22 protein-coding genes and 4 pseudogenes are annotated in these 22,179 nt (G+C 68.3%); 10 read left to right on the forward strand and 16 right to left on the reverse strand.

All coding sequences use genetic code 11. From position 1 onward, the window contains the following. Window positions 1–130: 130 nt before the first annotated feature. Both OVA11_RS04755 and OVA11_RS04760 read right to left on the reverse strand, forming a co-directional pair. A pseudogene (locus tag OVA11_RS04755) lies at window positions 131–271 on the reverse strand (hypothetical protein); the annotation flags it as partial. Window positions 272–400: 129 nt separating this feature from the next. Next, a complete protein-coding gene (locus tag OVA11_RS04760) occupies window positions 401–1,261 on the reverse strand; it encodes a crotonase/enoyl-CoA hydratase family protein (RefSeq protein WP_268066414.1) in 861 nt (286 codons plus the stop codon). 82 nt (window positions 1,262–1,343) lie between these two features. Here OVA11_RS04760 and OVA11_RS04765 point away from each other — a divergent pair, with 82 nt between their 5' ends. Further along, entirely contained in the window at window positions 1,344–2,141 is a 798-nt protein-coding gene (locus OVA11_RS04765; RefSeq protein WP_268066416.1) for an SH3 domain-containing protein, read from the forward strand. A 200-nt stretch (window positions 2,142–2,341) separates the two neighbouring features. Continuing rightward, window positions 2,342–3,232, forward strand: coding sequence for an alpha/beta fold hydrolase (locus tag OVA11_RS04770; protein ID WP_010918244.1), 891 nt, complete (start codon window positions 2,342–2,344; stop codon window positions 3,230–3,232). On the opposite strand, the gene OVA11_RS04775 is transcribed toward OVA11_RS04770, so the two are convergent. The 5 genes from OVA11_RS04775 to OVA11_RS04795 all read right to left on the reverse strand — a co-directional run bounded on the left by OVA11_RS04775 (window position 3,229) and on the right by OVA11_RS04795 (window position 8,081). After that, window positions 3,229–4,176 carry a thioesterase family protein gene (locus OVA11_RS04775; protein ID WP_268066418.1) on the reverse strand — a complete coding sequence of 316 codons (948 nt, stop codon included), beginning with the start codon at window positions 4,174–4,176 and terminating at the stop codon, window positions 3,229–3,231. The genes OVA11_RS04770 and OVA11_RS04775 overlap by 4 nt on opposite strands. Before the next feature lie 51 nt (window positions 4,177–4,227). Then, window positions 4,228–4,713: a Fur family transcriptional regulator gene (locus tag OVA11_RS04780; RefSeq protein ID WP_268066420.1), complete on the reverse strand. Its 486-nt coding sequence runs from the start codon at window positions 4,711–4,713 to the stop codon at window positions 4,228–4,230. A 36-nt stretch (window positions 4,714–4,749) separates the two neighbouring features. Beyond that, entirely contained in the window at window positions 4,750–5,526 is a 777-nt protein-coding gene (locus tag OVA11_RS04785; protein ID WP_268066422.1) for an acid phosphatase, read from the reverse strand. A gap of 78 nt (window positions 5,527–5,604) precedes the next feature. Then, window positions 5,605–6,657, reverse strand: a complete 1,053-nt coding sequence (locus OVA11_RS04790) for a 1,9-bis(guanidino)-5-aza-nonane synthase (RefSeq protein ID WP_096052652.1) — start codon at window positions 6,655–6,657, stop codon at window positions 5,605–5,607. Window positions 6,658–6,821: 164 nt separating this feature from the next. Continuing rightward, window positions 6,822–8,081 carry a type III PLP-dependent enzyme gene (locus OVA11_RS04795; protein WP_268066423.1) on the reverse strand — a complete coding sequence of 420 codons (1,260 nt, stop codon included), beginning with the start codon at window positions 8,079–8,081 and terminating at the stop codon, window positions 6,822–6,824. A 353-nt stretch (window positions 8,082–8,434) separates the two neighbouring features. Between OVA11_RS04795 and phnC the strand changes: the two genes are divergently transcribed. From phnC to OVA11_RS04820, 5 genes and pseudogenes are all read left to right on the forward strand, one after another. Then, window positions 8,435–9,229 carry a phosphonate ABC transporter ATP-binding protein gene (gene phnC / locus OVA11_RS04800; protein ID WP_010918250.1) on the forward strand — a complete coding sequence of 265 codons (795 nt, stop codon included), beginning with the start codon at window positions 8,435–8,437 and terminating at the stop codon, window positions 9,227–9,229. Beyond that, window positions 9,226–10,251: a phosphate/phosphite/phosphonate ABC transporter substrate-binding protein gene (gene phnD, locus OVA11_RS04805; RefSeq protein WP_268066424.1), complete on the forward strand. Its 1,026-nt coding sequence runs from the start codon at window positions 9,226–9,228 to the stop codon at window positions 10,249–10,251. The genes phnC and phnD overlap by 4 nt, the downstream gene beginning before the upstream one ends. 5 nt (window positions 10,252–10,256) lie before the next feature. Beyond that, on the forward strand, window positions 10,257–11,093 hold the full coding sequence (gene phnE, locus OVA11_RS04810) for a phosphonate ABC transporter, permease protein PhnE (protein WP_268066425.1): 837 nt from the start codon (window positions 10,257–10,259) through the stop codon (window positions 11,091–11,093). Between the two features lie 149 nt (window positions 11,094–11,242). Then, window positions 11,243–12,556, forward strand: a complete 1,314-nt coding sequence (locus OVA11_RS04815; RefSeq protein ID WP_268066426.1) for a hemolysin family protein — start codon at window positions 11,243–11,245, stop codon at window positions 12,554–12,556. Between the two features lie 48 nt (window positions 12,557–12,604). Beyond that, a pseudogene (locus OVA11_RS04820) lies at window positions 12,605–12,775 on the forward strand (hypothetical protein); the annotation flags it as partial. Between the two features lie 26 nt (window positions 12,776–12,801). Here the strand turns inward: OVA11_RS04820 and OVA11_RS19780 are convergent. Continuing rightward, window positions 12,802–12,877: pseudogene (locus tag OVA11_RS19780) on the reverse strand (hypothetical protein); the annotation flags it as partial. 32 nt (window positions 12,878–12,909) lie between these two features. Between OVA11_RS19780 and OVA11_RS04825 the strand changes: the two are divergent. Further along, a pseudogene (locus tag OVA11_RS04825) lies at window positions 12,910–13,032 on the forward strand (hypothetical protein); the annotation flags it as partial. Window positions 13,033–13,051: 19 nt separating this feature from the next. Here the strand turns inward: OVA11_RS04825 and OVA11_RS04830 are convergent. The 5 genes from OVA11_RS04830 to OVA11_RS04850 form a co-directional block, all read right to left on the reverse strand. After that, window positions 13,052–13,564: a F0F1 ATP synthase subunit B gene (locus tag OVA11_RS04830; protein ID WP_268066427.1), complete on the reverse strand. Its 513-nt coding sequence runs from the start codon at window positions 13,562–13,564 to the stop codon at window positions 13,052–13,054. Window positions 13,565–13,574: 10 nt separating this feature from the next. Next, window positions 13,575–14,111: a F0F1 ATP synthase subunit B family protein gene (locus tag OVA11_RS04835; RefSeq protein ID WP_268066429.1), complete on the reverse strand. Its 537-nt coding sequence runs from the start codon at window positions 14,109–14,111 to the stop codon at window positions 13,575–13,577. 126 nt (window positions 14,112–14,237) lie between these two features. Further along, window positions 14,238–14,462, reverse strand: a complete 225-nt coding sequence (locus tag OVA11_RS04840; RefSeq protein ID WP_004615714.1) for a F0F1 ATP synthase subunit C — start codon at window positions 14,460–14,462, stop codon at window positions 14,238–14,240. Between the two features lie 49 nt (window positions 14,463–14,511). Continuing rightward, entirely contained in the window at window positions 14,512–15,273 is a 762-nt protein-coding gene (locus OVA11_RS04845) for a F0F1 ATP synthase subunit A (RefSeq protein WP_268066431.1), read from the reverse strand. A gap of 5 nt (window positions 15,274–15,278) precedes the next feature. Then, on the reverse strand, window positions 15,279–15,659 hold the full coding sequence (locus OVA11_RS04850) for an AtpZ/AtpI family protein (protein ID WP_268066432.1): 381 nt from the start codon (window positions 15,657–15,659) through the stop codon (window positions 15,279–15,281). A 421-nt stretch (window positions 15,660–16,080) separates the two neighbouring features. Here OVA11_RS04850 and OVA11_RS04855 point away from each other — a divergent pair, with 421 nt between their 5' ends. Together OVA11_RS04855 and OVA11_RS04860 are read left to right on the forward strand one after the other, a co-directional pair. After that, on the forward strand, window positions 16,081–16,470 hold the full coding sequence (locus OVA11_RS04855) for a DUF6481 family protein (RefSeq protein ID WP_268066433.1): 390 nt from the start codon (window positions 16,081–16,083) through the stop codon (window positions 16,468–16,470). A 71-nt stretch (window positions 16,471–16,541) separates the two neighbouring features. Continuing rightward, window positions 16,542–17,321 carry a TSUP family transporter gene (locus tag OVA11_RS04860; protein WP_268066434.1) on the forward strand — a complete coding sequence of 260 codons (780 nt, stop codon included), beginning with the start codon at window positions 16,542–16,544 and terminating at the stop codon, window positions 17,319–17,321. A 114-nt stretch (window positions 17,322–17,435) separates the two neighbouring features. Here the strand turns inward: OVA11_RS04860 and smc are convergent, their stop codons facing one another. Genes smc through OVA11_RS04875 form a run of 3 tightly spaced genes read right to left on the reverse strand, consistent with a single transcriptional unit; the run spans window position 17,436 to window position 22,123 of the window. Then, window positions 17,436–20,879 carry a chromosome segregation protein SMC gene (smc, locus tag OVA11_RS04865; protein WP_268066435.1) on the reverse strand — a complete coding sequence of 1,148 codons (3,444 nt, stop codon included), beginning with the start codon at window positions 20,877–20,879 and terminating at the stop codon, window positions 17,436–17,438. Between the two features lie 21 nt (window positions 20,880–20,900). Then, window positions 20,901–21,509: a thioredoxin domain-containing protein gene (locus OVA11_RS04870; protein ID WP_268066436.1), complete on the reverse strand. Its 609-nt coding sequence runs from the start codon at window positions 21,507–21,509 to the stop codon at window positions 20,901–20,903. Beyond that, a complete protein-coding gene (locus OVA11_RS04875; protein WP_268066437.1) occupies window positions 21,509–22,123 on the reverse strand; it encodes a DsbA family protein in 615 nt (204 codons plus the stop codon). Before OVA11_RS04875 ends, OVA11_RS04870 begins: the two co-directional genes overlap by 1 nt. Window positions 22,124–22,179 lie beyond the last annotated feature (56 nt).

Genomic DNA, 22,179 nt, shown 5'->3' on the forward strand with positions numbered 1-22,179 from the left:
GCCCGCACCGGACCATGCTTCGCATGGTCGTCCGCCCCCATAGGGGCCAGAAGGTTCGCTCCCTTCTTCCCCCTCCGGGGGAGGAGCGCCGAAGGCGCGGAGGGGGCAAGTATGGGTGGATGGCAGATCAAATCCTCCCCCTAGCGGGGGAGGTGTCGGCGAAGCCGACGGAGGGGGAGGAAGCCGGCTCGGCAGAACTTCCCCCTCCGGCCTTTGGCCTCCTCCCCCTCTGGGGGGAGGATTTTTCGAACGTCCGCCATGGGTCGTCAGCGGAAGTCGGGCTGACGACTTACGCTTGCCATTCGTGGCGTCTAAGCCCGCCAGCCCTGAAAACCGTCAGCCTCCCACCGCTTCGCTGTGGGCCCCGCCGTCGCCCTTTGGGAGAGGGTTTCGGGCCGCCTCACATCTTCTTCTTCAGCGGCAAGAGATCCGGGAACACCGCATCGCGCTTCTGGGCCTTGGCGGTGAAGGCCTCGGCCATGTGCGGGCCGCTGAACATGCCGGTCTGCCAGGTGGCGATGTAGTCCAGCGCGTCGGCGATCGAGTGGTCGCGGGCGTAGTTGATCATCACCTTGCTGCCGGCCACGGCCAGCGGCGACTTCCCGGCGATCTCGCGGGCGGTGGCCAGGGCGTGGGCGACGACCTCCTCGTGGGTGTCGAACACCTCGTTGACGAGGCCGATGTCGCGGGCCCGCTGGGCGGGCAGGCGGCGACCGGCATAGGCCAGCTCCCGCACCCAGCCCTCGGGGATCAGCTTGCACAGGCGCGGGAAGGTGCCGACGTCGGCGGTCATGCCGATGTTGATTTCCTGGATCTGGAAGAAGGCGTCGGTGGTGGCGTAGCGGATGTCGCAGGCGCTGATGAAGTCGACCGCGCCGCCGATGCAGCCGCCCTGGATGGCGACGATCACCGGCATGCGGGCCTTGTCCAGGCAGCTGAAGGTCTCCTGCAGGTGATGGACGAAGCGGCGGAAGCTCTCGGCGGCCACCCAGCGGTCGGCGTCCTGGCGGGCGGTGACGCCCTCGTCGTCGGTGAACACCGACAGGTCCATGCCGGCGCTGAAATGCTTGCCGGTCGAGGAGATGACGATGCAGCGCGCGCGCGCATTGTCATCAATATCCTTTACAATCGCGGGAAGCTCGTTCCAGAACGGCCGTGTCATGGTGTTCATGGCTTCGGGGCGCTTCAATTGGATGTGCGCGACGCCAGCCTCGATCTCGACCTTGAAACAGCTATAGTTCGCCTGATCCTGGTTGCTCATGCCGGCCTCCCTTATGTTGTCCGTGACTATCGGACGGGGGGAGGGCGGCGACAACACTGACCCTACGGAAAAGGGAAACGACATGACGACGCGCAAGACCCCCGCCACGGCCCTGGCCATCGCCGCCGTCCTGGGCGCCGGCCTGGCGGCCGCGCCGGCGCCGGTGCTGGCCCAGCAATCCAAGCCGCTGGGTGGCCTGTTTTCCTGCGAAGGCTCGGGCAAGAAGCAGGAAGGCGGTGCTCTGATCGGCGCGGCGGCCGGCGCTCTGCTGGGCAGCAAGCTGGCCAAGAACGAACAGACCCTGGGCGCCCTGGTCGGCGCGGCCGCCGGCGCGGCGGCGGGGGCCTATATCGGCTGCCGCATGCAGTCGACCGACGCGGCCCTGGCCGAGCAGGCCACCAAGAAGGCGCTGGAGACGGGCGTCTCCCAGACCTGGAGCAACAGCCGCACCGGCAATTCGGGCCGCATCAATGTGGTCTCGTCCAGCTACGGCCCGCCGATCGACGGCCGCACCATCCGCTACGCCCAGGGCGTCCAGAGCCTGCAGAGCCTGGCCGCCACCCCGGGCGCCTATACGGCCGCCTCGACGGCGAACCTGCGCGCCGGGCCCTCCACCAAGACCGCCGTGGTCGGCAAGCTGGCGGCCGGCGAGACCTTCGACGCCATCGGCCAGGCGCCGACGGGCGGTTGGGTGCTGGTGGGCCGCAGCGGCTTTGGCGTCGGCTACGCGGCCGCCTCGCTGGTGCGTCCCACCGGTCAGACGGTCGCCAGCTGCCGGGTCATCGACGCGGCGGTCTCGGGCGGTGGCCAGGCGACCTCGACCCAGCGCTACAGCGCCTGCCGCGACAATCGCGGCGAGTGGCAGCTGACCCAGGCCTAGGGGATCGCAGCGCCGCCGTCCGCTGACGGCCTTGAAGGGGATCGTTCGTCTGGTTCAGGCGGGGGATCCCCCTTTCGGGCCGGCGCGCCGCGCAGGGCGTGAGCCGGCGTAGCGCCAATCGTCACGCCTATCCCGAGCTCCATGGACGCGACGGCTGGAGAGGCCTAACTTACGCCCGATCACCTTCAGGGAGCCACCGCATGGACGCGGCCGTCTTTCGCGAACCTCGCCGACGTGTCGTGGCCGTCCCCGGCGGCGAGATCGCGGCCCTGGAGTTTGGTCCCGAGGACCGGGCTATCGATATCGTCTTCGTCCACGCCAACGGCTTCAACGCCCAGACCTACCGCACGCTGCTGTCGCCGCTGGCGGCCGGCCTGAGGGTCCTGGCCATCGACCAGCGCGGCCACGGCGCCACCACCCTGCCGGCTGATCCCAAGGGGCGCCGGTCGTGGCGGGATCTGCGGGATGACCTGGTCGGCCTGCTGGACGTTCTGGACGGACCGCCGGCGGTGCTGGCCGGCCATTCGATGGGCGGCACGGTCAGCCTGCTGACCGCCGCCGAGCGTCCGGATCGGGTCAAGGGCCTGCTGCTGCTGGACCCGGTGATCATGCCCTGGCTGGCCAACCTCTACGCCAAGGCCCCCTGGACCTCCGGCCGAGGCTTCCTGCAGTTGCCGATCGCTCAGGCGGCGCTGAAGCGGCGGGCGGTGTTCGACAATCGCGAGGCGGTGTTCGCCGGCTACAAGGGGCGCGGCGCCTTCAAGACCTGGCCTGAGACCATGCTGGCCGACTATGTCGCCGGCGGAGTCGTCGACGCGCCGGACGGCAAGGTGCGCCTGGCCTGCGCCCCGGCCTGGGAAGCCTCGAACTACGCCGCCCAGGCGCACGATCCCTGGCGCGCGGTTCGGCGGGTGACCGCGCCGGTGCGCATCCTCAAGGCCCAGAAGCATTCGACCTGCCGCGCCGGCGACGGCTTCGCGCGGCGAGGGCGCGACGTCCGGATCGAGACGATCGAGGGCACGAGCCACTTCCTGCCCATGGAGCGCCCCGATCTGGTGCGCGACGCCCTGTTCGAGATGGCGACGGCTTAGAGCGCCAGCCCGCTGATCTCGTGGCGGGACAAGGCCGCCCGCGCGGCGTCGGTCACCGGCACCACCTTGCGGGCGTCGAGGTCGAAGGTGATCGCCACCGCCTCGGAGGTGCCCCAGGGCTCGCCGGTGGCGGGGTCCAGCATCCAGTGGACCACGCGCATGGTCCGGGCGTCGGTTCCCAGCAGGCCCGAGCGGATCTCGATCCGATCCCCGGCGCGCGGCCAGGCCAGGTGGACGATCCGGTACTCCAGCACCGCGCCGCCCATCCGCTGAGGCTTGTGCTCGGCATGCTCGACCACGAGGTCGCGGAACGGATGGATGAACGTGCCGATGCCGTCCGACACCCGGCCGATGAACTGCTCGGTGCGCATCCGTCCGAACACGTCGCAGTCCGACGGCAAGAGGCCGCCCAGACCGATCCGGGCCAGACCCAGGGCGTCGGCGCGCGCCAGGTTGGCGGTGGGCGTAAACGGGGAGAGGTCGATGCTGCGGGCCTGGGCGCGCTCGGGAACCGCGATCTTCAGCGCCTCGGCGCGCTCGCGGGCGATCCTGGGCCAGGGGAAGGGCTGGCCGTCCCGCGGCGTGGCGTGGACGACCGTGGTCTGGAAGGTGGCCGCCAGTTCGCCGGAGGCCGGGTGGATCAGGAGCTGCAGGATCCGCGCCTCGGTCTCGCTCATCTCGATGACCCCGCCCAGCATGTAGAGCGGCGCGCCGGCGTGGGCCTCGCGCAGGAAGCGGATATGCTGCTCCTTGACCAGCAGGGTCGCATTGGCGTGGGGCGAGAAGGCGTGCGGCAGGCCCAGCTCGGCGGCCATGCCGATCAAGCCTTCCTGGGCGCGCACCACATAGTGGCGCACGTTCATGTGCCCCATCTCGTCGCAGTCCCAGGTGTTCACGCCACCACGCCAGATCTCGACGCCGGGGAGGGGCTGGGCGGTCGTCATGGCGAAAACTCAAGCGATGGTGAACGTTTGTTCGAACCTAGCGGGCTTTGCTCAGCTTCGGCAATCGGCGCAAAGGCCGTGGGCCTCGATCGTCACGCCCCGCAGCGCATAGCCGGCGGCCTCGCCGGCGGCGATGATCTCGGCGCTGGCCTTGGGTTCGATCTCGCGGGTCGCGCCGCAGCAGTCGCAGATCAGGAAGGCTGCGGCGTGGCCGTCAGCCTCCTTGCGACAGGCGACATAGGCGTTGAGGCTCTCGATCCGGTGCGCGAAGCCCTGCTTTTCCAGGAAGTCGAGGGCGCGATAGACGGTCGGCGGCTTGGCCGGCGGGCCGCTTCCCCCGAAGGACGAGATCAGGTCATAGGCCTTCACCGGCTGGCCGGCTTCCAGCAACAACTCGAGCACCCGGCGGCGCGGCGCGGTCAGGCGCTGGTCGGCGGCCGCGCAGCGCGCCTCGGCCGCGTCGAGCTCGGCCGCCAGGGCCGCGCCGGCGACGCCGTGGTTGTGGTGGTCGTGTCCGCAGGAGGGAGCGTTGGCCATGCTCAAGAGGTAGAGGTCGGGTGGCGCTGGCGCAAGCTACAGCAGAGGTTTGGATAGCGCCGCCGCCTCGGCCTCGCAGCGCGCCGGCGCCGGCGCCGGACCCGCCGCGCGCGCCGCATCGAGTTCGGCCCGGGCGGCGGCGAGATCGGCCTTGAAGGCGTCGGACGACTTCAGCGCCGACAGCAGGTTTTCCGCGTTCATCCGGCCCGCCTCGACCGAGCTCATGTTGTGCACGCCGCAGACCACGCGGCTTTCGCCATAGGCCTGGGCGCGGGTCAGGATCGCCTCGCGGCGGTCGGGCGCCACCTCGGCCAGGACAAGGCCGACGCTCCAGCCCCAGGTCGCGTGGCCGGAAGGGTAGTCCGGCGACAGCGCCAGGCCCAGGCTACGCTTGATGCAGATCGGCCCCTCCTCGCTGAAATAGGGGCGGGGGCGGCGATATTTGAGTTTCGGCCCGGCGACGGCCGAGCGAACGTCGCGGCTCATGCGCAGCAGGGTGGCGGCGAGTTTCGGATTGCGTTCGAACGATGGGGTGACCCCCAGGGCGCAGGCGTAGCCGTCGAGGACCCTCTCCTCGACATTGTCCTCCTGGGCCAGCGACCAGCGCGGCGTGTCCTTCAGGGCGCGCGTGGCGCGGAAGATCTCGCGGTCTCGCAAGGCCGCCTCCGAGCCCTTGGCCGGCGGTGGCGGCAGGTGGTCGCGCGCGTCGAACACGCCCTTGGCCAGGTAGCGGTTGCTGGGCGCATCGCCGCTCAGCGTGGCGCAGCCGGTCAGCATCAGGGCGGCGGTGGTGACGAGCCAGACAGCGCGCATGAAAAAGGGTCCCCGAAATTACTTTCGGGGACCCTGCATTTTCAACTCCGGCGGATCAAGCCCGCCGGACTGTCAGCCTTACTTGCCGAACAGCTTGTTCCAGCGCGGCTTTTCGCGGCCTTCCCAGGCCTTGCGCCAGTAGGCGTCGCTGGCGATCAGCGGAACCACCGTGGTGGCTTCGGCGAAGACCATCTGCTCGTAGGTGGTCGAGACCTTGCCCCACGAGGCGGCTTCCTTCAGCGTCGACGAGCTGCAGGCGCCGTCACGGACGTCGGCGACCGTGATCTGGATGGCGTACTTGTGCATGTCGGCCTCGACGCCGAGGATCTCGGCGCAGACGACGGTGTCCTGGGCGAAGTTCTTGGGCACGCCGCCGCCGACCATGAACAGGCCCGTGGTGCCGGCCGCGATCTTGACGTCCGTCAGTTCACGGAAGTCGGCGACCGCGTCGATCATCAGGTAGGGCTTCTTCTCGGCGATCTTTTCCTTCTGGTGCTTGACCAGACCGAAACCGGCCGAGCTGTCGACGAAGGCCGGGCAGAAGATCGGCACGCCCTCTTCGTAGCAGGTCTGGATCAGCGAGCCTTCCTTCTTGGCGTTACCTTCCGCCAGCCACTTGCCCATCTCCCAGATGAACTCGCGCGAGGAATAGCCACGGGGCTCGAGCTTGTTGCAGATCTCCAGGATCGTGTGATCGCAGGCCTGCAGCTCTTCTTCGTCGATATAGGTGTCGTAGATGCGGTCGATATAGTTGTCGCGCAGGACGTTGTCGTCGACCGGGCCGGCGGCCTGATAGTGCTTGAAGCCGAGGGCTTCGAAGAAGTCCATGTCGACGATGCTGGCGCCGGTGGCGACCACGGCGTCGATCATGCCGTTCTTCACCATGTCGCGGTAGACGTGCATGCAGCCGCCCGCCGAGGTCGAACCGGCCAGGATCAGCCAGGTCGAGCAGCCCTTGTCGGCCAGGGCCATGTTGAAGATGTCGGCGGCGCGGGCGGTGTCGCGCGAGCTGAACGACATCTTGCGCATCGAGTCGATGATCGGACGGGCGTCGTAGCTGGTGATGTCGACGTGCTCGACGACCTTCTGGAGGAGTTCGGCTTTTTGGTTGTTCGGAACGGGAGCGTTCATCGCTTCGGTTTCCCTGACTTTGGACGCCCGTCGTTGAAACAAGCTCTTCACCGGGACGGAGCGACCGGAGGGAGCGAAAAGTACGAGCCGCGCTCGACGTCTGAAAACGTCGAGCGCGGCGCGCGGTTTAACTCAGAAACGATCTACTGGCGAACCGTGTCGGATCAGCGACGGCGCTTGCGCTTGCCGGCCGCGCCCTTGGGACGCGAGAAGCGGACGATCTTGCGCTCTTCCGTCTCCTGACGGACGACCGGGATCGAACGCTTGGCCAGGCCGTACATCGAGGCCATCGGCGCGTCCTGCACCTCGACGGTGTCGGTCTCGCCAAAGCCGTTGAAGCGGGTGTTCATGGCCACGCCATAGGCGCCGAGCATGCCGATTTCGATATAGTCGCCCTCGTCGACGCTTTCCGGCAGGTAGAAGGGGCCGGGCATGTGGTCGACGCTGTCGCAGGTCGGGCCATAGAAGCGGAAGGGCTTGAGGCCTTCTTCCACCACTTCGCCGCTCTTGCGGTACAGCTTGACCGGGAACGGCCACTTCATGTGCGCGGCGTCGAACAGCGACCCGTACGAGCCGTCGTTCAGATAGAGCGCGTCGCCCTTCTTCAGCTCGACCTTGACCAGCAGCGACGAGGCTTCCGCCACCAGGGCGCGGCCGGGTTCGCACCAGAGCTCGGTGGTCTCGTGGACCATCATCTCGGCGAAGCCGCGGTCGATCGCCGCCAGATACTCGGAGAGATCCGGCGGGACCATGCCCGGATAGATCGACGGGAAGCCGCCGCCGACGTCGACGACATCGGCCAGCACGCCGGCGCGAACCAGAGCCCGCGAGGCCTGGGCCATCGCCGCCTGGAAGGCGGTCGGGCGCATGCACTGGCTGCCCACGTGGAAGGAGACGCCCATCAGGTCCTGGGTCGCGCGGCGCGCGGCCAGCAGAAGGTCCGGCGCGTTATGCATCTCGACCCCGAACTTGCCCGACAGGCTGTAGGCCGCGCCCTCGGCCTGCACGCCCATGCGGACGATCAGGTTGAGGTCCTTGGCCTGGCCCGTGGCGTCCAGGATCTTGGCCAGCTCTTCGTGGGTGTCGAACGAGAAGGCTTTCACACCGTGGTCGAAATAGGCGGCGGAGATCGCCGCCCGGCTTTTGACCGGGTGCATGAAGGCCATGCGCGAGCCCGGGGCCTCGTTGGCCACAAGCTCGACCTCGTTCAGCGACGCAACGTCGAAGGATCGCACGCCGGCCTTGGCCAGCTCGCGGATCACCCACGGCGAAGGATTGGCCTTCACCGCGTAGAAAACGTCACCTTTAAATTCGGACTGGAACCAGCGCGCAGCTACGGCAACCGCGTCAGGCCGCACGAGTGCGACGGGACGTTCCGGTGACCGCTCACGGACCAGGTCCAGGGGCGAATGGTACGTGCGCAATTCACGTAACCCCCTGTTGGAAGTTAAACCCAGGCCGGCGTTAGCAGCGTTTAGAGGACTTCGGGTCCGCCGGAGCCGTGCGAAATAGGGGCAATGATCCGGGATGTAAAGACCCTTTTATGGCCCTGTTTCGGGACGAATTGATCCAGGCGGCCGCGTCGGGCGCCGGTGTGCGTGATTTCGCCGCCCCCAACCGCTCAGAGGCTGAAAATACAAGGGCTTTTCGCTGGGGAGGCCGCGCGGTCCTGGCCGGATAAAACACGGGTGGCCGTCACAAATCCGTTGCGTCCCGACCGCAAACCGGAGAACGCATTTCCCAACCTGTGAAACCACGTTAAGGATTCGCCCCGACCATGACGTCGGACCCTGTTCTCTCGATCCGCGCCGCCTCGAAGACCTTCGGGTCTCGCCGCGCGCTGGACGCCGTCTCGCTCGATGTGAATCGGGGCGAGATGATCGCGCTCATTGGCCCTTCCGGGTCGGGCAAATCCACGCTTCTGCGCTCGATCGACGGTCTTCAGACCATTGATGAGGGCGAGGGCGCCATCACCGCCTTCGGCGGGCCGGTGCAGGCGCGTGGCAAGGTGTCTGATCAGGTGCGCAAAGCGCGGGTCCGCATCGGCTTCATCGCCCAGCAGTTCAATCTGGTCGGCCGCCTGTCGCTGTTCAGCAACGTGGCCCTGGGCTCGCTGGGGCGGATCCCGGTGGTCCAGGGGCTTTTGGGCTGGTGGCCCAAGGAGACGCGCGACGCGACCATGGCGGCCCTGCACCGGGTGGGCGTTTCCGAATACGCCGCCCAGCGCGCCAATACGCTTTCCGGCGGGCAGCAGCAACGCGGCGCCATCGCCCGGGCGCTGGTGCAGAAGGCCAAGATCATCCTCGCCGACGAGCCGGTCGCCTCGCTCGATCCCGTCTCGGCGCGCAAGGTCATGGAGATCCTTCGTGACCTGAATCAAAGCGATGGCCTGACGGTCGTCGTCACCCTGCACCAGGTGGACTACGCCCTGCGCTATTGCGACCGGGTCGTGGCCCTGAAGGCCGGTCAGAAGGTCTATGACGGCCCGGCGTCCGAGCTGAAGCGTGAGAAACTCATCGATATCTACGGCCCGGAATTCGAGGACGTGTTCTGGGAAGGAGCTCCCCAATGATCAGCCGTCGTTCGGCTCTCGTGATCGCCGCCGGTCTCTCGGCCTTGGCCTTGGCTTCCTGCTCGGGCAAGTCCGACGCGCCGGCGGCCAACAACGAGGTGACCTTCTCCATCCTGTCGACCGAGTCGACCCAGAACATGGAGAGCTACTGGACGCCGATCCTGAAGGACATGGAGAAGCAGACCGGCCTGAAGGTGAAGCCGTTCTTCTCGTCCAACTACTCGTCGCTGATCGTGGCCATGGGGGCCAAGCAGACGGACCTTGGCTGGTTCTCCAACCAGTCGGGCCTTGAGGCGGTGCGCCGCTCGAACGGCGAGGTCTTCGCCCGCACGTTCGATCCGTCGGGCACCGATGGCTACAAGTCTGTGATCATCGTGCCGGCCGACAGCAAGATCCAGTCGGTCCAGGACCTTCTGAAGTGCGACAAGAGCCTGGATTTCGGCATCGGCGACAAGAAGTCGACCTCCGGCACCCTGGCGCCGATGACCTATGTCTTCATCCCGGCCAACAAGAAGCCCGAGACGTGCTTCAAGACGGTGATCAGCGCCAACCATCAGGCGAACCTGTTCGCCGTGGCCAACGGCAAGCTGGACGCCTCGACCAACAACTCCACCGCCATCGGTCTGTCCAAGGCGCGGGGCGAGGGCGTGACCGACAAGATCCGGATTATCTGGGAATCGCCGACCCTGCCGGAAGATCCGCTGGTCTGGCGCAAGGACCTCGATCCGGTCGTGAAGGAAAAGCTGCGTCAGTTCTTCCTGACCTACGCTCAGGGCGACACGCCCGAGGCCGAGCAGCAGCGCGGCTATCTGAAGCGGCTGTCGATCGGCGGCTTCAAGCCGGCCGACGACACCCACCTGCTGGTGGTTCGCGAGATGGAAGCCACCGAGCAGCTGGGCCTGGCCCGCGAGGCGGGCGATCAGGCCAAGCTCGCGGCCGCGCAGAAGGTCCTCGACGGCGTCAAGGCTGAGCGCCTCGCCGCCGAAGGCAAGGCGGGCGTCGTCGCCCAGCCGGCCAACTGAGGTCCTTGATGAGCCAAGCCGCCAAGATTGAAGGGGCGATTCCGCCGCCGCCGAAGCGGTCGACCTCGGCCCTGGCCTTCGACACCCTGCTGTGGGGCGGGGTGATCCTGCTGTTGATCATCAGCTTCAAGCCGGCCGAGATCGACAAGTTCCCGCAGCTGTTCACCGACACCGAGAAGACGCAGGGCTTCGCCCAGCTGTTCTTCAAGCCGTTCACGGACGCCCAGCTGTTCATGTCGATGGACTGGAGCCTGTTCATCGGCAAGATGTGGCAGACTATCCAGATGGCCATGTGGGGCACGGCGCTGGCCATCATCGTGGCCATTCCGCTGGGGCTTCTGGGCGCGCGCAACATCGCGCCGGTGTGGGTGCAGCAGCCGGTGCGCCGGGTGCTGGACCTGATCCGCTCGATCCCGGACCTGGTCGTCGCCCTGATCTTCATCACCGCCGTCGGCCTTGGTCCCTTCGCCGGCGTCATGTCGATCATGTTCAACACCGGCGGCGTGCTGGCCAAGCTGTTCGCCGAGGCCGTCGAGTCGATCGACAAGGGGCCCGTCGAGGGCGTGCGGGCCACGGGCGCGGTCAAGCTGCAGGAAATCGTCTGGGGGGTGATCCCGCAGGTGGCCCCGCTCTGGACCAGCTATGCGCTGTACCGTTTCGAGTCGTCGAGCCGTGCGGCCACGGTGCTGGGCATCATCGGCGCCGGTGGCATCGGTCAGATTCTGTACGACTCGATCAACGCGTTCCAGTTCGACCAGACCGGCTGCATCGTGCTGGTCATCGTGGTGGCGGTCTCGATGATCGACCTGCTGTCACAGGTCATCCGCACGCGTCTGCTCTGATCAGGGCCGCCGCATCGGCGGGCGAAGTCCAGAGAAAGGCGCCGCGGCTCTAGGAGCCGCGGCGTTTTTCTTTGTATAGTGGGCAAGCAGGGCCCGTGCGCCCCCGCCGCAGTCGCCGTCCGGCGACGCGTCCCTGACCCTGAAGGGCCATGATCCTCGTCTCGCTCGTCGTCGTCCTGTTCCTCGTTCTGCTGAACGGGGTCTTTTCCATGTCCGAACTGGCCGTTGTCTCGGCCCGGAAGGCGCGTTTGCAAGGCTTCGCCGAGCGCGGCGACCGGGGCGCCAAGCTGGCGCTCGACATGGCCGAGCATCCGACGCGGTTCCTGTCGGCCGTGCAGGTGGGCATTACCCTGATCGGCATCTTCGCCGGCGCCTACGGCCAAGCCACCATCGCCGCAGCCCTGGACGCTTGGCTGGAGGCCAGCGTCCCGGCCCTGGCCAAATACTCAGAGGCCATCGCCACGACGCTCGTCGTCATCGGCCTGACCTATGTCTCGGTGATCCTGGGCGAGCTGGTGCCCAAGCGCTTGGCCCTGATCTTCCCCGACGCCATCGCCCGCCGCATGGCGCCGTTCCTGGCCGTGGTGGCCACGGTGCTGCGGCCCTTCGTGACCCTGCTCACGGTCTCGACCGCCGCTGTCCTGCGCCTGATGGGCGTGCGTGACGAGCGCAACACCAGCGTCACCTCCGAAGAGGTCGAAGCCGTACTGGCCGAGGGCGCGGACGCCGGCCTGATCGAGCCCGAGGAGCGCTCGATGATCCAGGAGGTGCTGCGCCTGGGCGATCGTCCCGTGCGCGTGGCCATGACCCCGCGCCGCGACCTCTTCTGGGTCTCCCTCGCCGACGACACCGAGACCGTGCTCAAGGAAATCCGCGCCAGCGCCCACTCGCGCATCGTGGTGGCCACCGAGGGCGACCTCGACGGCGACGTCGGCGTGTTGCTGAAGAAGGACCTGCTGGACGCCTGCCTGTCGGGCGAGCCGCTGGACCTGAAGGCCCACGTCCAGCAGCCGCTGGCCATCCCCGAGACCATGTCGCTGCTCAAGGCGCTGCAGCTCTTCAAGTCGACCAGCCTGCACATGGCCCTCGTCGTCGACGAGTTCGGCTCGCTGCAGGGCGCGATCACGCCGCTGGACCTCTTGGAAATGATCGCCGGCGACTTCCCGGAAGATCACGACGACGACGAGAAGCGCATCATCCGCCGCGAGGACGGCGGCTGGCTGATCGACGCGCGCCTCGACATCCAGGAACTGAACGACCACCTCGGCGAAAACTTCGAGGCTGAAGGCGGCTATCACACGGTGGCCGGCCTGATCCTCGACCGCCTGGGCCGCCTGCCCACCGAGGGCGAGCATGTCACGATCGGCGGTTTCGACCTCGAGATCGTCGACATGGACGGCTCGCGCATCGACAAGGTCATCCTCAAGCCCAGCAAGCGCAAGAAGGACGGCCAGGAGGGGTAGGGGCGTCGTGACCCCTCTCCGAAGGCCGTGCTTACCTGTAGCCGTTAAGGCCGGGTTTCTGGGGGGAGGCTAGAGACGGCTAGCGACCCATGGCGGACGTTCGAACAATCCTCCCCCCAGAGGGGGAGGAGGCCGAAGGCCGGAGGGGGAAGTTCTGCCGAGCCGGCTTCCTCCCCCTCCGTCGGCTTCGCCGACACCTCCCCCGCTAGGGGGAGGATTTGATCTGCCATCCACCCATACTTGCCCCCTCCGCGCCTTCGGCGCTCCTCCCCCGGAGGGGGAAGAAGAAGCATGTACCTTCCGCCCCCTCTGGGGGCGGACGACCGCGAAGCGGTCAGGCGCGGGCCTGCGGCCTGTCCGACTTCCACCCATCACCGACATTAGCGATGTCCGCTTCCCGGCAGCCGTCGCTCCGCACCGGCACACCGCCCAAGAGAAAGGGCGCGGACCTTGCGATCCGCGCCCTTCGTCTTGTCTGGCCGATGAGACCAGCTGCTATTGCAGCTTGGCGCCCATCTGGCCGATGGCGGCGTCCACCAGGGCGTCGCCCTTGGCACCCGCGAGACGCGCGGCCAGCACGGTTTCGGCGGCTTGGGCGGCGAGATCCACCGCAGCGGCCTTCACGTCGGCGGCGGCTTGCGCCTCGGCCTGGGCGATCTTGCGTTCGGCCATTTCGGCGCGGCGCTTGATCTGCTCCTCGAGCTTTTCCTTGGCTTCCTCGGCCAGACGCTTGGCGTCGGCCTTGGCGGCTTCCAGCATGGCGGCGGCCTGACGCTCGGCGTCCTCGCGCTGGGCCTTCACGTCCGCGAGCAGGCCTTGAGCCTCCTCACGCAGTTGCTGGGCTTCGTCGAGCTCGGCCTTGATCTTGGCGGCGTAGCCGTCGAGGGCGCCGAACAGCGCGCCGGGGAGGACCTTCAGCACGACCAGCAGGCCGAAGAAGATCACCAGAGCGGCCAGAACCCAGAATTCCGGGTTGCTGAAGCTGAGCAGGGACTCGTGATGTTCCATTTTCAGCTCCTTAGGCCAGAGCCGACTTCAGCTCGGCGGCCGTGGCCGCCTTGCCCGTCAGCTTCTCGACGATCGCGCCGGCGGTCTCCTCGGCCACGACGCGGACCTGGCTCATGGCCTGGTCGCGAGCGGTCTGGATCGAAGCCTCGGCCGCAGCCAGCTTCTCGGCCAGCACGGCCTCTTCCTTGGCCTGACGCTCGGCGGCTTCGGCCGAAGCCTTGGCCTTGGCGTCCGCAGCGGTCTTCTGGGCCTTGGCGCGAGCCTCGGCGACTTCCGCCGCTGCGGCGCGAGCCTGGGCTTCAGCCTCGTCCTTCATGCGACGGGCGTCGGCGATGTCGCCGGCGATCTTGGCGCCGCGCTCGTCGATCGCGCCGCTGACCCGGGGCAGCAGGCCCTTGGACAGCACCGCATAGAGAACGGCGAAGATGATGAGCAGCCAGACGATCTGACCACCCCAGTGCTCGAACTGCAGCTGCGGAAGGCCGCCGCTTTCGTGCTTCTGGGGGGCTTCCGTCGTCTCGGTCGTGCCGTGATGTTCCGTCGCCATGGGCGAGGGCGCCTCTCAGCTAGTGCGCTTGGAGCGGACCGTGTTCCGGCCCGCTCCAGGAAGCGCGAGAAAACAAAAGCATGGAGCGCGTCGCTTCCGGTGAAGCGCCGCGCTCCAGGGATCGGATTACGAGAACAGGATCAGGAAGGCGATAACCAGGGCGAAGATGCCCAGGGCTTCCGTCAGAGCCATGCCCAGGAACAGCATCGGGCGCTCTTGAGCGGCGGCGGTCGGGTTACGCAGAGCGCCTTGGAAGTAGTTGCCGAACATCACGCCCAGGCCAACGCCCGCGCCGATCATGCCGAGCATCGCCAGACCAGCGCCGATGTACTTAGCAGCAGCAGCGTCCATGATTGAGACTCCTTAGGAAGGGTATGTAGGTTGAAAGACTAAAGGTTGATCAGTGGCTGTCGAGGTGCACGACGTCGTTGATGTAGACGCAGGCAAGCACCGCGAACACGAAGGCCTGCAGGAAGGCCACCATGAACTCGAGGGCCGTCAGGGCGACGACCGAGGTCAGGGCCAGGGCCGCACCGGCCCAGCCCAGCACGCCGAGACCGCCCAGGGCGACCACGAAACCGGCGAAGATCTTCAGAACCACGTGACCGCCCAGCATGTTGCCGAACAGACGCAGGCCAAGGGTGATCGGGCGGATCAGGAACGACAGGATCTCGATCGGCACGAGCAGGAAATACAGCGGCCACGGCACGCCCGACGGGGCGAACAGCTTGAAGAACTTGATGCCGTTCTTGGCGAAACCGACCGCGACCACGGTCAGGATGACCATCAGGCCCAGCGTCAGGGTCACGGCCAACTGCGAGGTGGCGGTGAACACCAGGAACATGCCCTGGACGTTCATGAACAGCACGAACGCGAAGAGCGTGAAGATGAAAGGCAGGAACTTCTTGCCGTCGTGGCCGATGATTGACTCCGCAAGCCCATCGACCAGTCCGTAAAGCATCTCGCCCACGGCCTGCAGGCGGCCGGGCACCACGGCCTTCTTGGCCGACAGGGCGTAGAAGCCGATGATCAGCAGCGCGGCCGACATCATGGCGGCCACGGAGTTCGTGATCGACAGGTCGATGGCGCCGAGGCCAGGAACGGTCACGGTGGGCAGTTCCACGATCTTCTGGATCTGGAACTGGTGCATCGGATCGGCCATCGGCCCTAGTCTCTCTTCTGCTTGGGGGCGGTAGACCCGCCTCCCGTGTCTTCGTCGGCGTTCCCGGTGGGGGACGGCGCCGACGCCTGCGCGCTCAGTTTCATCGCCTTGCGGACGATGGAGAAAATCGCGAGCCCCAGACCGATCAGCAGGCCGCCGACCATGCCCCAGGGGCTCGTGTGGGCGTAGTGATCGAGCAGCCAGCCGAAACCGACCCCTACCAGTACGCCCCCGATCAAGTCCGCCAGCAGACGGTAGCCGTCCTGCGTGGCTTTCTCGGACGTCGCCTTTGACGGCTTTTCCGCCGCCTTCCTCGCCTCAAATGCGGCGAGCCGAGCGTCCAGGCTTTCGATAGCCTTGTCGTTCGGTTCGTCGGCCTTGGGCATGGGAAGCGGCAGGTCCGAAAACGCCGAGGACGCGCCAAAACGAGGCGCTTTTCCGGCCGGCTTGATCGGCGCGGAACCTATAGACCTCGCTGCGGTGCGTCAAGGTGAGCGATTTTCGCGACAAGTGACGGTATTACTTAAGGATTTCGGCGCTGAGCCCATTGAGGGGCAAAACCGTCCCCTGATCGTATGCTCGAAGGCCCGCCTGTTGCCGTCGCGCACCCCCGCCCGACCCACGTTTTGGGGGAGCGGAGCGCTGTTCGATCGTCCCGCCCTAACAAATCCGGGTCTGAGGCCCCAGATGCTGTGTGCTCTTTATGCGTCGCCCCCCATAGGCACGGGGCGTCGGAGTCCGATGACGCATTGATTTTTCCGTCAATCTGGGCTTAAGAGCCGCCGCCTCCAAACAACACGAAGATTCATGTCGCACCTGAAGAACACCGGATTCGCCGATCGTATTTCCGCCCAACAGGAAGCCAAGAAGGCGATGCTGGCCAAGTTCAAGCCGAAGCCCGCCGTCCAGGATCCTGATTTCGACAAGCGCGAAGAGCAACGCGCCGCCGAACTTGAGGCTGTCCGCGCCGCCCGCGCCGAAGCCAAGGAAAAGGCCCGCCTCGAAGCCCTGGCTCGCCAGGAAGAGCAGATGGCCGTCAAGCGCGCCGAGCGTAAGGAGCGCAAGGCCATCGAAGCCGCCGAGCAGCGCATGCGCAAGGAAGAGAAGGCCAAGGAGCGTGACGAACTGCGCGCCCTGGGCAAGCCGGCCAACAGCAAGGCCTCCCGCGCCCACCAGTGGGCCAGCCTGCTGGGCTAAAGACGGCAAGGGGTCCTTTTTAGGGCCCCTTTTTCTTTGCGCCCGGGGGCGAACGGGATCATGAGCCCTTCATGGTCTCACTGGACATCCTGGCCGGCCTCTTCGTCGTCGCCGCTCTGGCGGGGGCGCTGGACGCCATTGCGGGCGGCGGCGGGCTGGTCACCTTGCCCGCGCTGCTGCTGGCCGGGCTGTCGCCCGTTCAGGCCCTGGGCACCAACAAGCTGCAGGGCGCGATCAGCGCGCTGTCGTCGACCAGCGCTTTTGCGCGCCGAGGTCTGATCGACTGGAAGACGGCCCTGCCCGTCGCCGGCGCGTCTGCCCTGGCGGGCCTTGGCGGCGCCCTGTGCGCCAGCCTCCTGTCTCCCGAGTTTCTGCGCGCCGTCGTGCCGCTGATGCTGATCGCCATCGCCCTCTATTTCGGCCTCTCGCGCGCCATCAAGGCCGAGGATGTCACCCCGCGCATGGCCCTCATCCCGTTCGCCTGCTTCGTCGCGCCGCTGATCGGCTTCTACGACGGGATCTTCGGACCGGGGGCGGGCGCCTTCTACATGGTCGCCATCGTGACCCTGCTGGGCTACGGCGCGTTGAAGGCCACCGCCCACACCAAGCTGGCCAACGCCGCGAGCAACCTGGGCAGTCTTCTGCTGTTCACGGTGAAGGGCGCTGTCGTCTGGCCCGTGGGCCTCGCCATGGCGGCCGGCGCGTTCATCGGGGCGCAGGTCGGCTCGCGCCTGGCGATGCGGTTTGGACCCAAGCTGATCCGGCCGCTCCTGGTGGTGATCTCCTGCGCCATGGCCGTGAAGCTGCTGGCCGACCCGGCCAATCCGCTGCGGATGGCGGTGGGGTTTTAAATCCCCCCCCCAGAGGGGGAGGTGGCCCGAAGGGCCGGAGGGGGACGTTGTCCTGGCCCGGTCTTTCCCCTCTCCGTCGGCTCCGCCGACACCTCTCCCATGGGGAGAGGATTTTCAAGCCGCCACCAGCTTTTCCGCCGTGGTTAGGTCCACGCTGACCAGCTGGCTCACCCCGCGCTCGGCCATGGTCACGCCGAACAGGCGGTCCATGCGGCTCATGGTCACCGGGTTGTGGGTGATGGCGATGAAGCGCGTCTGGGTGCGGCGGCGCATCTCGTCCAGCATGTTGCAGTAGCGATCGACATTGGCGTCATCGAGCGGCGCGTCGACTTCGTCCAGCACGCAGATCGGGGCCGGATTGGCCAGGAAGACGCCGAAGATCAGGGCGCTGGCGGTCAGGGCCTGCTCGCCGCCGCTCATCAGGCTCATGCTGGCCATGCGCTTGCCGGGCGGGCAGGCGAAGATCTCCAGGCCCGCCTCGAGCGGATCGTCGCTCTCGATCAGCTTCAACTCGGCCTGACCGCCGCCGAACAGCGCCTGGAAGAGGGTCTGGAAGTTGGCGTTGATCACGTCGAACGCGGCCAGCAGGCGCTCGCGGCCCTCGGCGTTCAGCTCCTCGATCCCGGCCCGCAGCTTGGTCACCGCGCCCGAGAGGTCGGCGCGCTCGCTGCGCATGGTTTCCAGGCGGCCGGCGTATTCCTGGGCCTCCTCCTCGGCGCGCAGGTTCACCGGACCGATCGCGTCGCGCTCGCGCTCCAGGGCGAACAGGTGGGCCTCGACGCCGGCGGCGTCCTTCGGGACAGCCACGGCCTCGCCCGCGACGTGGCGGCCCAGCTCCTCGGGCTCCATGCGGGCCTGTTCGCGGATGGCCGAGGCGACCTCGGCGAAGCGCTGGCGGGCGCCGTCGAGATGGGCGACCAAGGCCGCGCGCTTCTCACGGGCCTCGCCGGCCGCCTGCTCGGCGGCGCGCGCGGCGCGGTCGGCGTTCAGGCGCGTGGTCTCGGCGGTCTCCAGGGCGTCGCCGGCCTTGGCGCGGCGCGCCTCGGCGGCGGCGAACTCGTCGAGCAGCGCCACCAGCTTTTCCTGCAGGGCGGCGGGCGCCTCGCGGGCGGCTTCGAGAGCGGCGGCGGCCTTCACACGATCGCCCTCCAACGACTCCGCCCGCTTTGCAGCGGCCTCGGCGCGCTTGCGCCAATCGGCGCGATCGCGTTCCAGGCTTTCCAGGCGGCGCTGGCGACCGGCGCGCTCGCGGGTCTCGACATCGAGCGCGGTGCGCGCCGCGCCGGCGGCCTCGCGCGCCTGGGCGGCGGCTTGGCGGGCTTCGGCGAGCTGCGGTTGCAGGTCGCCTGAGGTCTGGGCGGCGGCGTGGGCCTCTTGGGCCTGGGCGAGCGCGGCGTCGGCCTCGACCTTCTCGGCCTCGAAGCGGGCGATGGTGTCGTCCAGCGATTGAGCGCGGGCCGCTCGCAGAGCCTGTTCGCGCTCGAACTTGGCGACCTGCTCACGCGCCTGGGTGAGCAGCCGCTCGGCGTCTGGCGGGCCGCGCCGCTTGTCGCGCAGCAGGTCCTCGGCCGCGCGCAAGCGGTCGGCGGCGGATTTCAGGGCGATCGTCGTCGCCTCGGCGCGCGGCGCCATGACGTCGATCTCGGCCTCGACCTCGGCCAGGCGCGTGCGTTGCTCCAGCCGCACGGCGGCGGGGCGAGGCGCGTCGGCGCGGGCCACGAAGCCGTCCCAGCGCCACAGGTCGCCGTCCTTGGACACCAGACGCATGCCCGGCTTCAGCGCTTTTTGCAGCCGGTCGCCGTTGGCGCGGGTGACCACGGCTACGTGCGAGAGACGGGCGGCCAGGGCGGGCGGAGCCTTGACCAGCGGCGCCAGGGGCTCGGCGCCCTCGGGCCAGACCGGCGCGGGCGCCTCGGCGCCGCCCCAGTACGAGGGCGCCTTCGCATCGAGCGCCGCGTCGAGATCATCCCCCAAGGCCGCAGCCAGGGCCGCGCCATAGCCCTTGTCGGGCGAGACGCTGTCCAGCGCCGGGGCGTGGCCGCTCTTGGTGCGTGGGGCGGTCAGCTGCGCCAGGCCCCGCGCCTCGGTCCGCAGACGGCCCAACTGGTCCTCGACGCTGCGCGCCAGCTGACGGGCCTGGGCCTCCTGCTCGGCGGCCTTCACGCGGGCGGTTTCCGCCTCTTCCAGGGCGACGCGGGCGGCGGCCAGAGCGGCTTCGGCGTTGGCGAAGCGCTGGCGGGCGTCGGCGGCGGCCGGGTCGACCTCGGGACCGACGGCGACGCGCTCGGCGCGGGCCTGATCCAGGGCGCGATTGGTGCGGTTGGCGCGGGCTTCGGCCTCTGACAGGCGCGCGGCGGCGGCGCGGCCTTGCGCCTCCTCGGCGGCCACCCGGGCGGCCAGTTGCTCGACGGCGGCCTCGGCGGCGGCGCGGGCCTCTTCGGCGGCCTTGGCGGCGGCCGCCAGTTCCGGGCCGCGCTCGGGCGCGGCGGCGACCAGGGCGCGGACCTCCTCCAGCTCCGGCTCGACCCGGGCGAGGGCGGCGGCGGCGTCGTCCTTGGCCTGCGCCTCGCGGGCGCGGTCGGCGTCGATGCGGGCGAGGTCGTTGGACAGGCGCTCGAACTCTGCGGCGGCGGCCTCGGCTTCGCGCTCGGCGCGGTCCTTCTGGATCGCCAGCTGGCCGAGGATGGCCTGGGCGATGGTAGCCTCTTCGCGCAGCGGCGGCATGGCGGCCTCGGCCTCGGTGATCGCCACCTGGGCTGCGGCGCTGGCGCGGGCGGTCTCCTCGACCAAGCGCGCGGCGGCCGTGGCCTCGCTGGTGGTGCGCTCCAGCTGGTCGCGGGCCTCGGTCCAGCGGGCGTAGAGCACAGCCCCCTGCACGGCGCGGATCTCGGCCGACAGGCGCTTGTACTTCTCGGCCTGTCTCGCCTCACGACGCAGGCGGTTCAGCGCCGTCTCCAGCTCACGGGCCACGTCCTCCAGGCGCGAGAGATTGGTCTCGGCGGCCCGAAGGCGCAGTTCGGCCTCGTGGCGGCGGGTGTGCAGGCCGGAGACCCCTGCGGCCTCTTCCAGGATGCGGCGGCGGTTCTGCGGCTTGGCGCCGATCAGCTCGCTGATCTGGCCCTGGCGCACCAGGGCGGGCGAGTTCGCGCCGGTCGAGGCGTCGGCGAACAGAAGCTGGACGTCGCGCGCCCGCACCTCGCGGCCGTTGATCCTGTAGGTCGAGCCTTCGCCGCGATCGATGCGGCGGACCACTTCCAGGATGGGATCGTCGTTGAACTGGGCCGGGGCCGTGCGGTCGGCGTTGTCGATGGTCAGAGTGACGTCGGCGTGGTTGCGGGCGGGGCGCGCGCCGCTGCCGGCGAAGATCACGTCGTCCATGCCCCCGGCGCGCATCGCCTTGGCGGAGTTGGCGCCCATCACCCAGCGTAGGGCTTCCAGGAGGTTGGACTTGCCGCAGCCGTTCGGGCCGACAATGCCGGTCAGTCCCGGCTCGATCCGGAACTCGGTCGGCTCGACAAAGGACTTGAAGCCCGAAAGGCGGAGGCGCTGGAACTGCACGGAGGCGGTCCCTTCCGATCCCTAGCCCTTCGCCGCCAGGGCGAAGATCTTGGACAGCGCGGCCAGGTCAGCCTCGCCCTCATAGGGCGCGCCGTTGACGAAGAAGGTGGGGGTCACCTGGACCTGATCCTCGCCGATCGCCCGGCGGAAGCGTGTGTTGACCCCGTCCAGCGCCTTGGTGTCGTTCATGGCGGCGGTGAACTGGGCTTCGGTCAGGCCGTATTGCTGACCGATCGCCAGCAGGCCTTCCCACAGGCGGCCGCTCTCGAAGATCGCCTCCCGCTTCTGGAAGACGGTCGTCAGGACCTCGAAGTACTTTCCCGGTACGCGCCGGGCCAGCAGGAAGCCGGCGGCGGCGAACTCGTTGGGCGGGGTCAGGAACTCGCGGAAAACCAGGCGCACCTTGCCCGTGTCGATGAACGCCTTGCGGATCGCCGGCAGCTCGGTGGTCCACCAGTGCGCGCAGTGATTGCAACTGGCCGAGGCGTAGACCACGAACTGGACGGGCGCGGTGGCCGCGCCCAGCACCATGTCGCCGGGCGCAGGCGGCAGCGACCGGGCGCGAGCGACCGAGGGCCCCGCCGTGAGGGCGAGGCCGCTGGCGATCAGGATGCGCCGGTCCAGAGTCATTACTTCGAAGCTTCCGCGATCGCGGCGTCCAGCTGGGCCAGCGTCTGCTCGCCGCCTTCTTCGCCGCCCAGGCGCTTGCCGTTGACCTCGAAGGTCGGGGTGCCGCGGATGTTGTTGTCGGTCATCATCTTCTCGATGCGCTCGGCCGACTTGGCGGCGTTCTCGTCGCTGAGGCAGCTGTTGAACTGGGCTTCGTTCATGCCGGCGGCCTGGGCGATGGTCAGCAGCTCGCCGCGGATGTCGCCGCTGGTGAAGATAGCGGTCTGGGCGCGGTACAGGGCTTCAGTGACCTGGAAGTACTTATCCTTGCCGGCGCAGCGGGCCAGCATGGCGCCGGCGTTGGCCAGGCGCGGCTCGCCGGTCAGGGCGTCGCGGTGGACGTACTTGACCTTGCCGGTGTCGATATACTTGGCCTTGAAGGCCGGGAACACTTCGGCGTTCCACGTCGCGCAGTGCGGGCAGGCGACCGAGGCGTACTCGATGACCGTGACCTTGGCGTTCGGATCGCCCAGGACCATGTCCTCAGCCGTGACCTCGGTGCTCTTGGGCGAGCAGGCCGCGAGGCTGGCCGCGAGGGCGGCGACGATGGTGACTCGGCTGAGCAGCGAACGCATGAAATGGCCCCTTGGCGGTCGTTTGAGAGGTTAAACGCGATTCTCGTTAGGCGGCG

This window comes from Caulobacter sp. SL161, assembly GCF_026672375.1.
Classification (GTDB): domain Bacteria; phylum Pseudomonadota; class Alphaproteobacteria; order Caulobacterales; family Caulobacteraceae; genus Caulobacter.

What these genes read in the sequence shown, in the direction of transcription:
- OVA11_RS04815 (WP_268066426.1), top strand. Translation starts at nt 11,243, where the DNA reads ATGATCCTCGTCTCGCTCGTCGTCGTCCTGTTCCTCGTTCTGCTGAAC.
- OVA11_RS04845 (WP_268066431.1), bottom strand. Translation starts at nt 15,273, where the DNA reads ATGGCCGATCCGATGCACCAGTTCCAGATCCAGAAGATCGTGGAACTG.
- OVA11_RS04830 (WP_268066427.1), bottom strand. Translation starts at nt 13,564, where the DNA reads ATGGAACATCACGAGTCCCTGCTCAGCTTCAGCAACCCGGAATTCTGG.
- OVA11_RS04770 (WP_010918244.1), top strand. Translation starts at nt 2,342, where the DNA reads ATGGACGCGGCCGTCTTTCGCGAACCTCGCCGACGTGTCGTGGCCGTC.
- OVA11_RS04835 (WP_268066429.1), bottom strand. Translation starts at nt 14,111, where the DNA reads ATGGCGACGGAACATCACGGCACGACCGAGACGACGGAAGCCCCCCAG.
- OVA11_RS04875 (WP_268066437.1), bottom strand. Translation starts at nt 22,123, where the DNA reads ATGCGTTCGCTGCTCAGCCGAGTCACCATCGTCGCCGCCCTCGCGGCC.
- OVA11_RS04790 (WP_096052652.1), bottom strand. Translation starts at nt 6,657, where the DNA reads ATGAACGCTCCCGTTCCGAACAACCAAAAAGCCGAACTCCTCCAGAAG.
- OVA11_RS04775 (WP_268066418.1), bottom strand. Translation starts at nt 4,176, where the DNA reads ATGACGACCGCCCAGCCCCTCCCCGGCGTCGAGATCTGGCGTGGTGGC.
- phnD (WP_268066424.1), top strand. Translation starts at nt 9,226, where the DNA reads ATGATCAGCCGTCGTTCGGCTCTCGTGATCGCCGCCGGTCTCTCGGCC.
- OVA11_RS04855 (WP_268066433.1), top strand. Translation starts at nt 16,081, where the DNA reads ATGTCGCACCTGAAGAACACCGGATTCGCCGATCGTATTTCCGCCCAA.
- OVA11_RS04840 (WP_004615714.1), bottom strand. Translation starts at nt 14,462, where the DNA reads ATGGACGCTGCTGCTGCTAAGTACATCGGCGCTGGTCTGGCGATGCTC.
- phnC (WP_010918250.1), top strand. Translation starts at nt 8,435, where the DNA reads ATGACGTCGGACCCTGTTCTCTCGATCCGCGCCGCCTCGAAGACCTTC.
- OVA11_RS04870 (WP_268066436.1), bottom strand. Translation starts at nt 21,509, where the DNA reads ATGACTCTGGACCGGCGCATCCTGATCGCCAGCGGCCTCGCCCTCACG.
- OVA11_RS04765 (WP_268066416.1), top strand. Translation starts at nt 1,344, where the DNA reads ATGACGACGCGCAAGACCCCCGCCACGGCCCTGGCCATCGCCGCCGTC.
- OVA11_RS04780 (WP_268066420.1), bottom strand. Translation starts at nt 4,713, where the DNA reads ATGGCCAACGCTCCCTCCTGCGGACACGACCACCACAACCACGGCGTC.
- OVA11_RS04850 (WP_268066432.1), bottom strand. Translation starts at nt 15,659, where the DNA reads ATGCCCAAGGCCGACGAACCGAACGACAAGGCTATCGAAAGCCTGGAC.
- OVA11_RS04860 (WP_268066434.1), top strand. Translation starts at nt 16,542, where the DNA reads ATGGTCTCACTGGACATCCTGGCCGGCCTCTTCGTCGTCGCCGCTCTG.
- OVA11_RS04785 (WP_268066422.1), bottom strand. Translation starts at nt 5,526, where the DNA reads ATGCGCGCTGTCTGGCTCGTCACCACCGCCGCCCTGATGCTGACCGGC.
- OVA11_RS04760 (WP_268066414.1), bottom strand. Translation starts at nt 1,261, where the DNA reads ATGAGCAACCAGGATCAGGCGAACTATAGCTGTTTCAAGGTCGAGATC.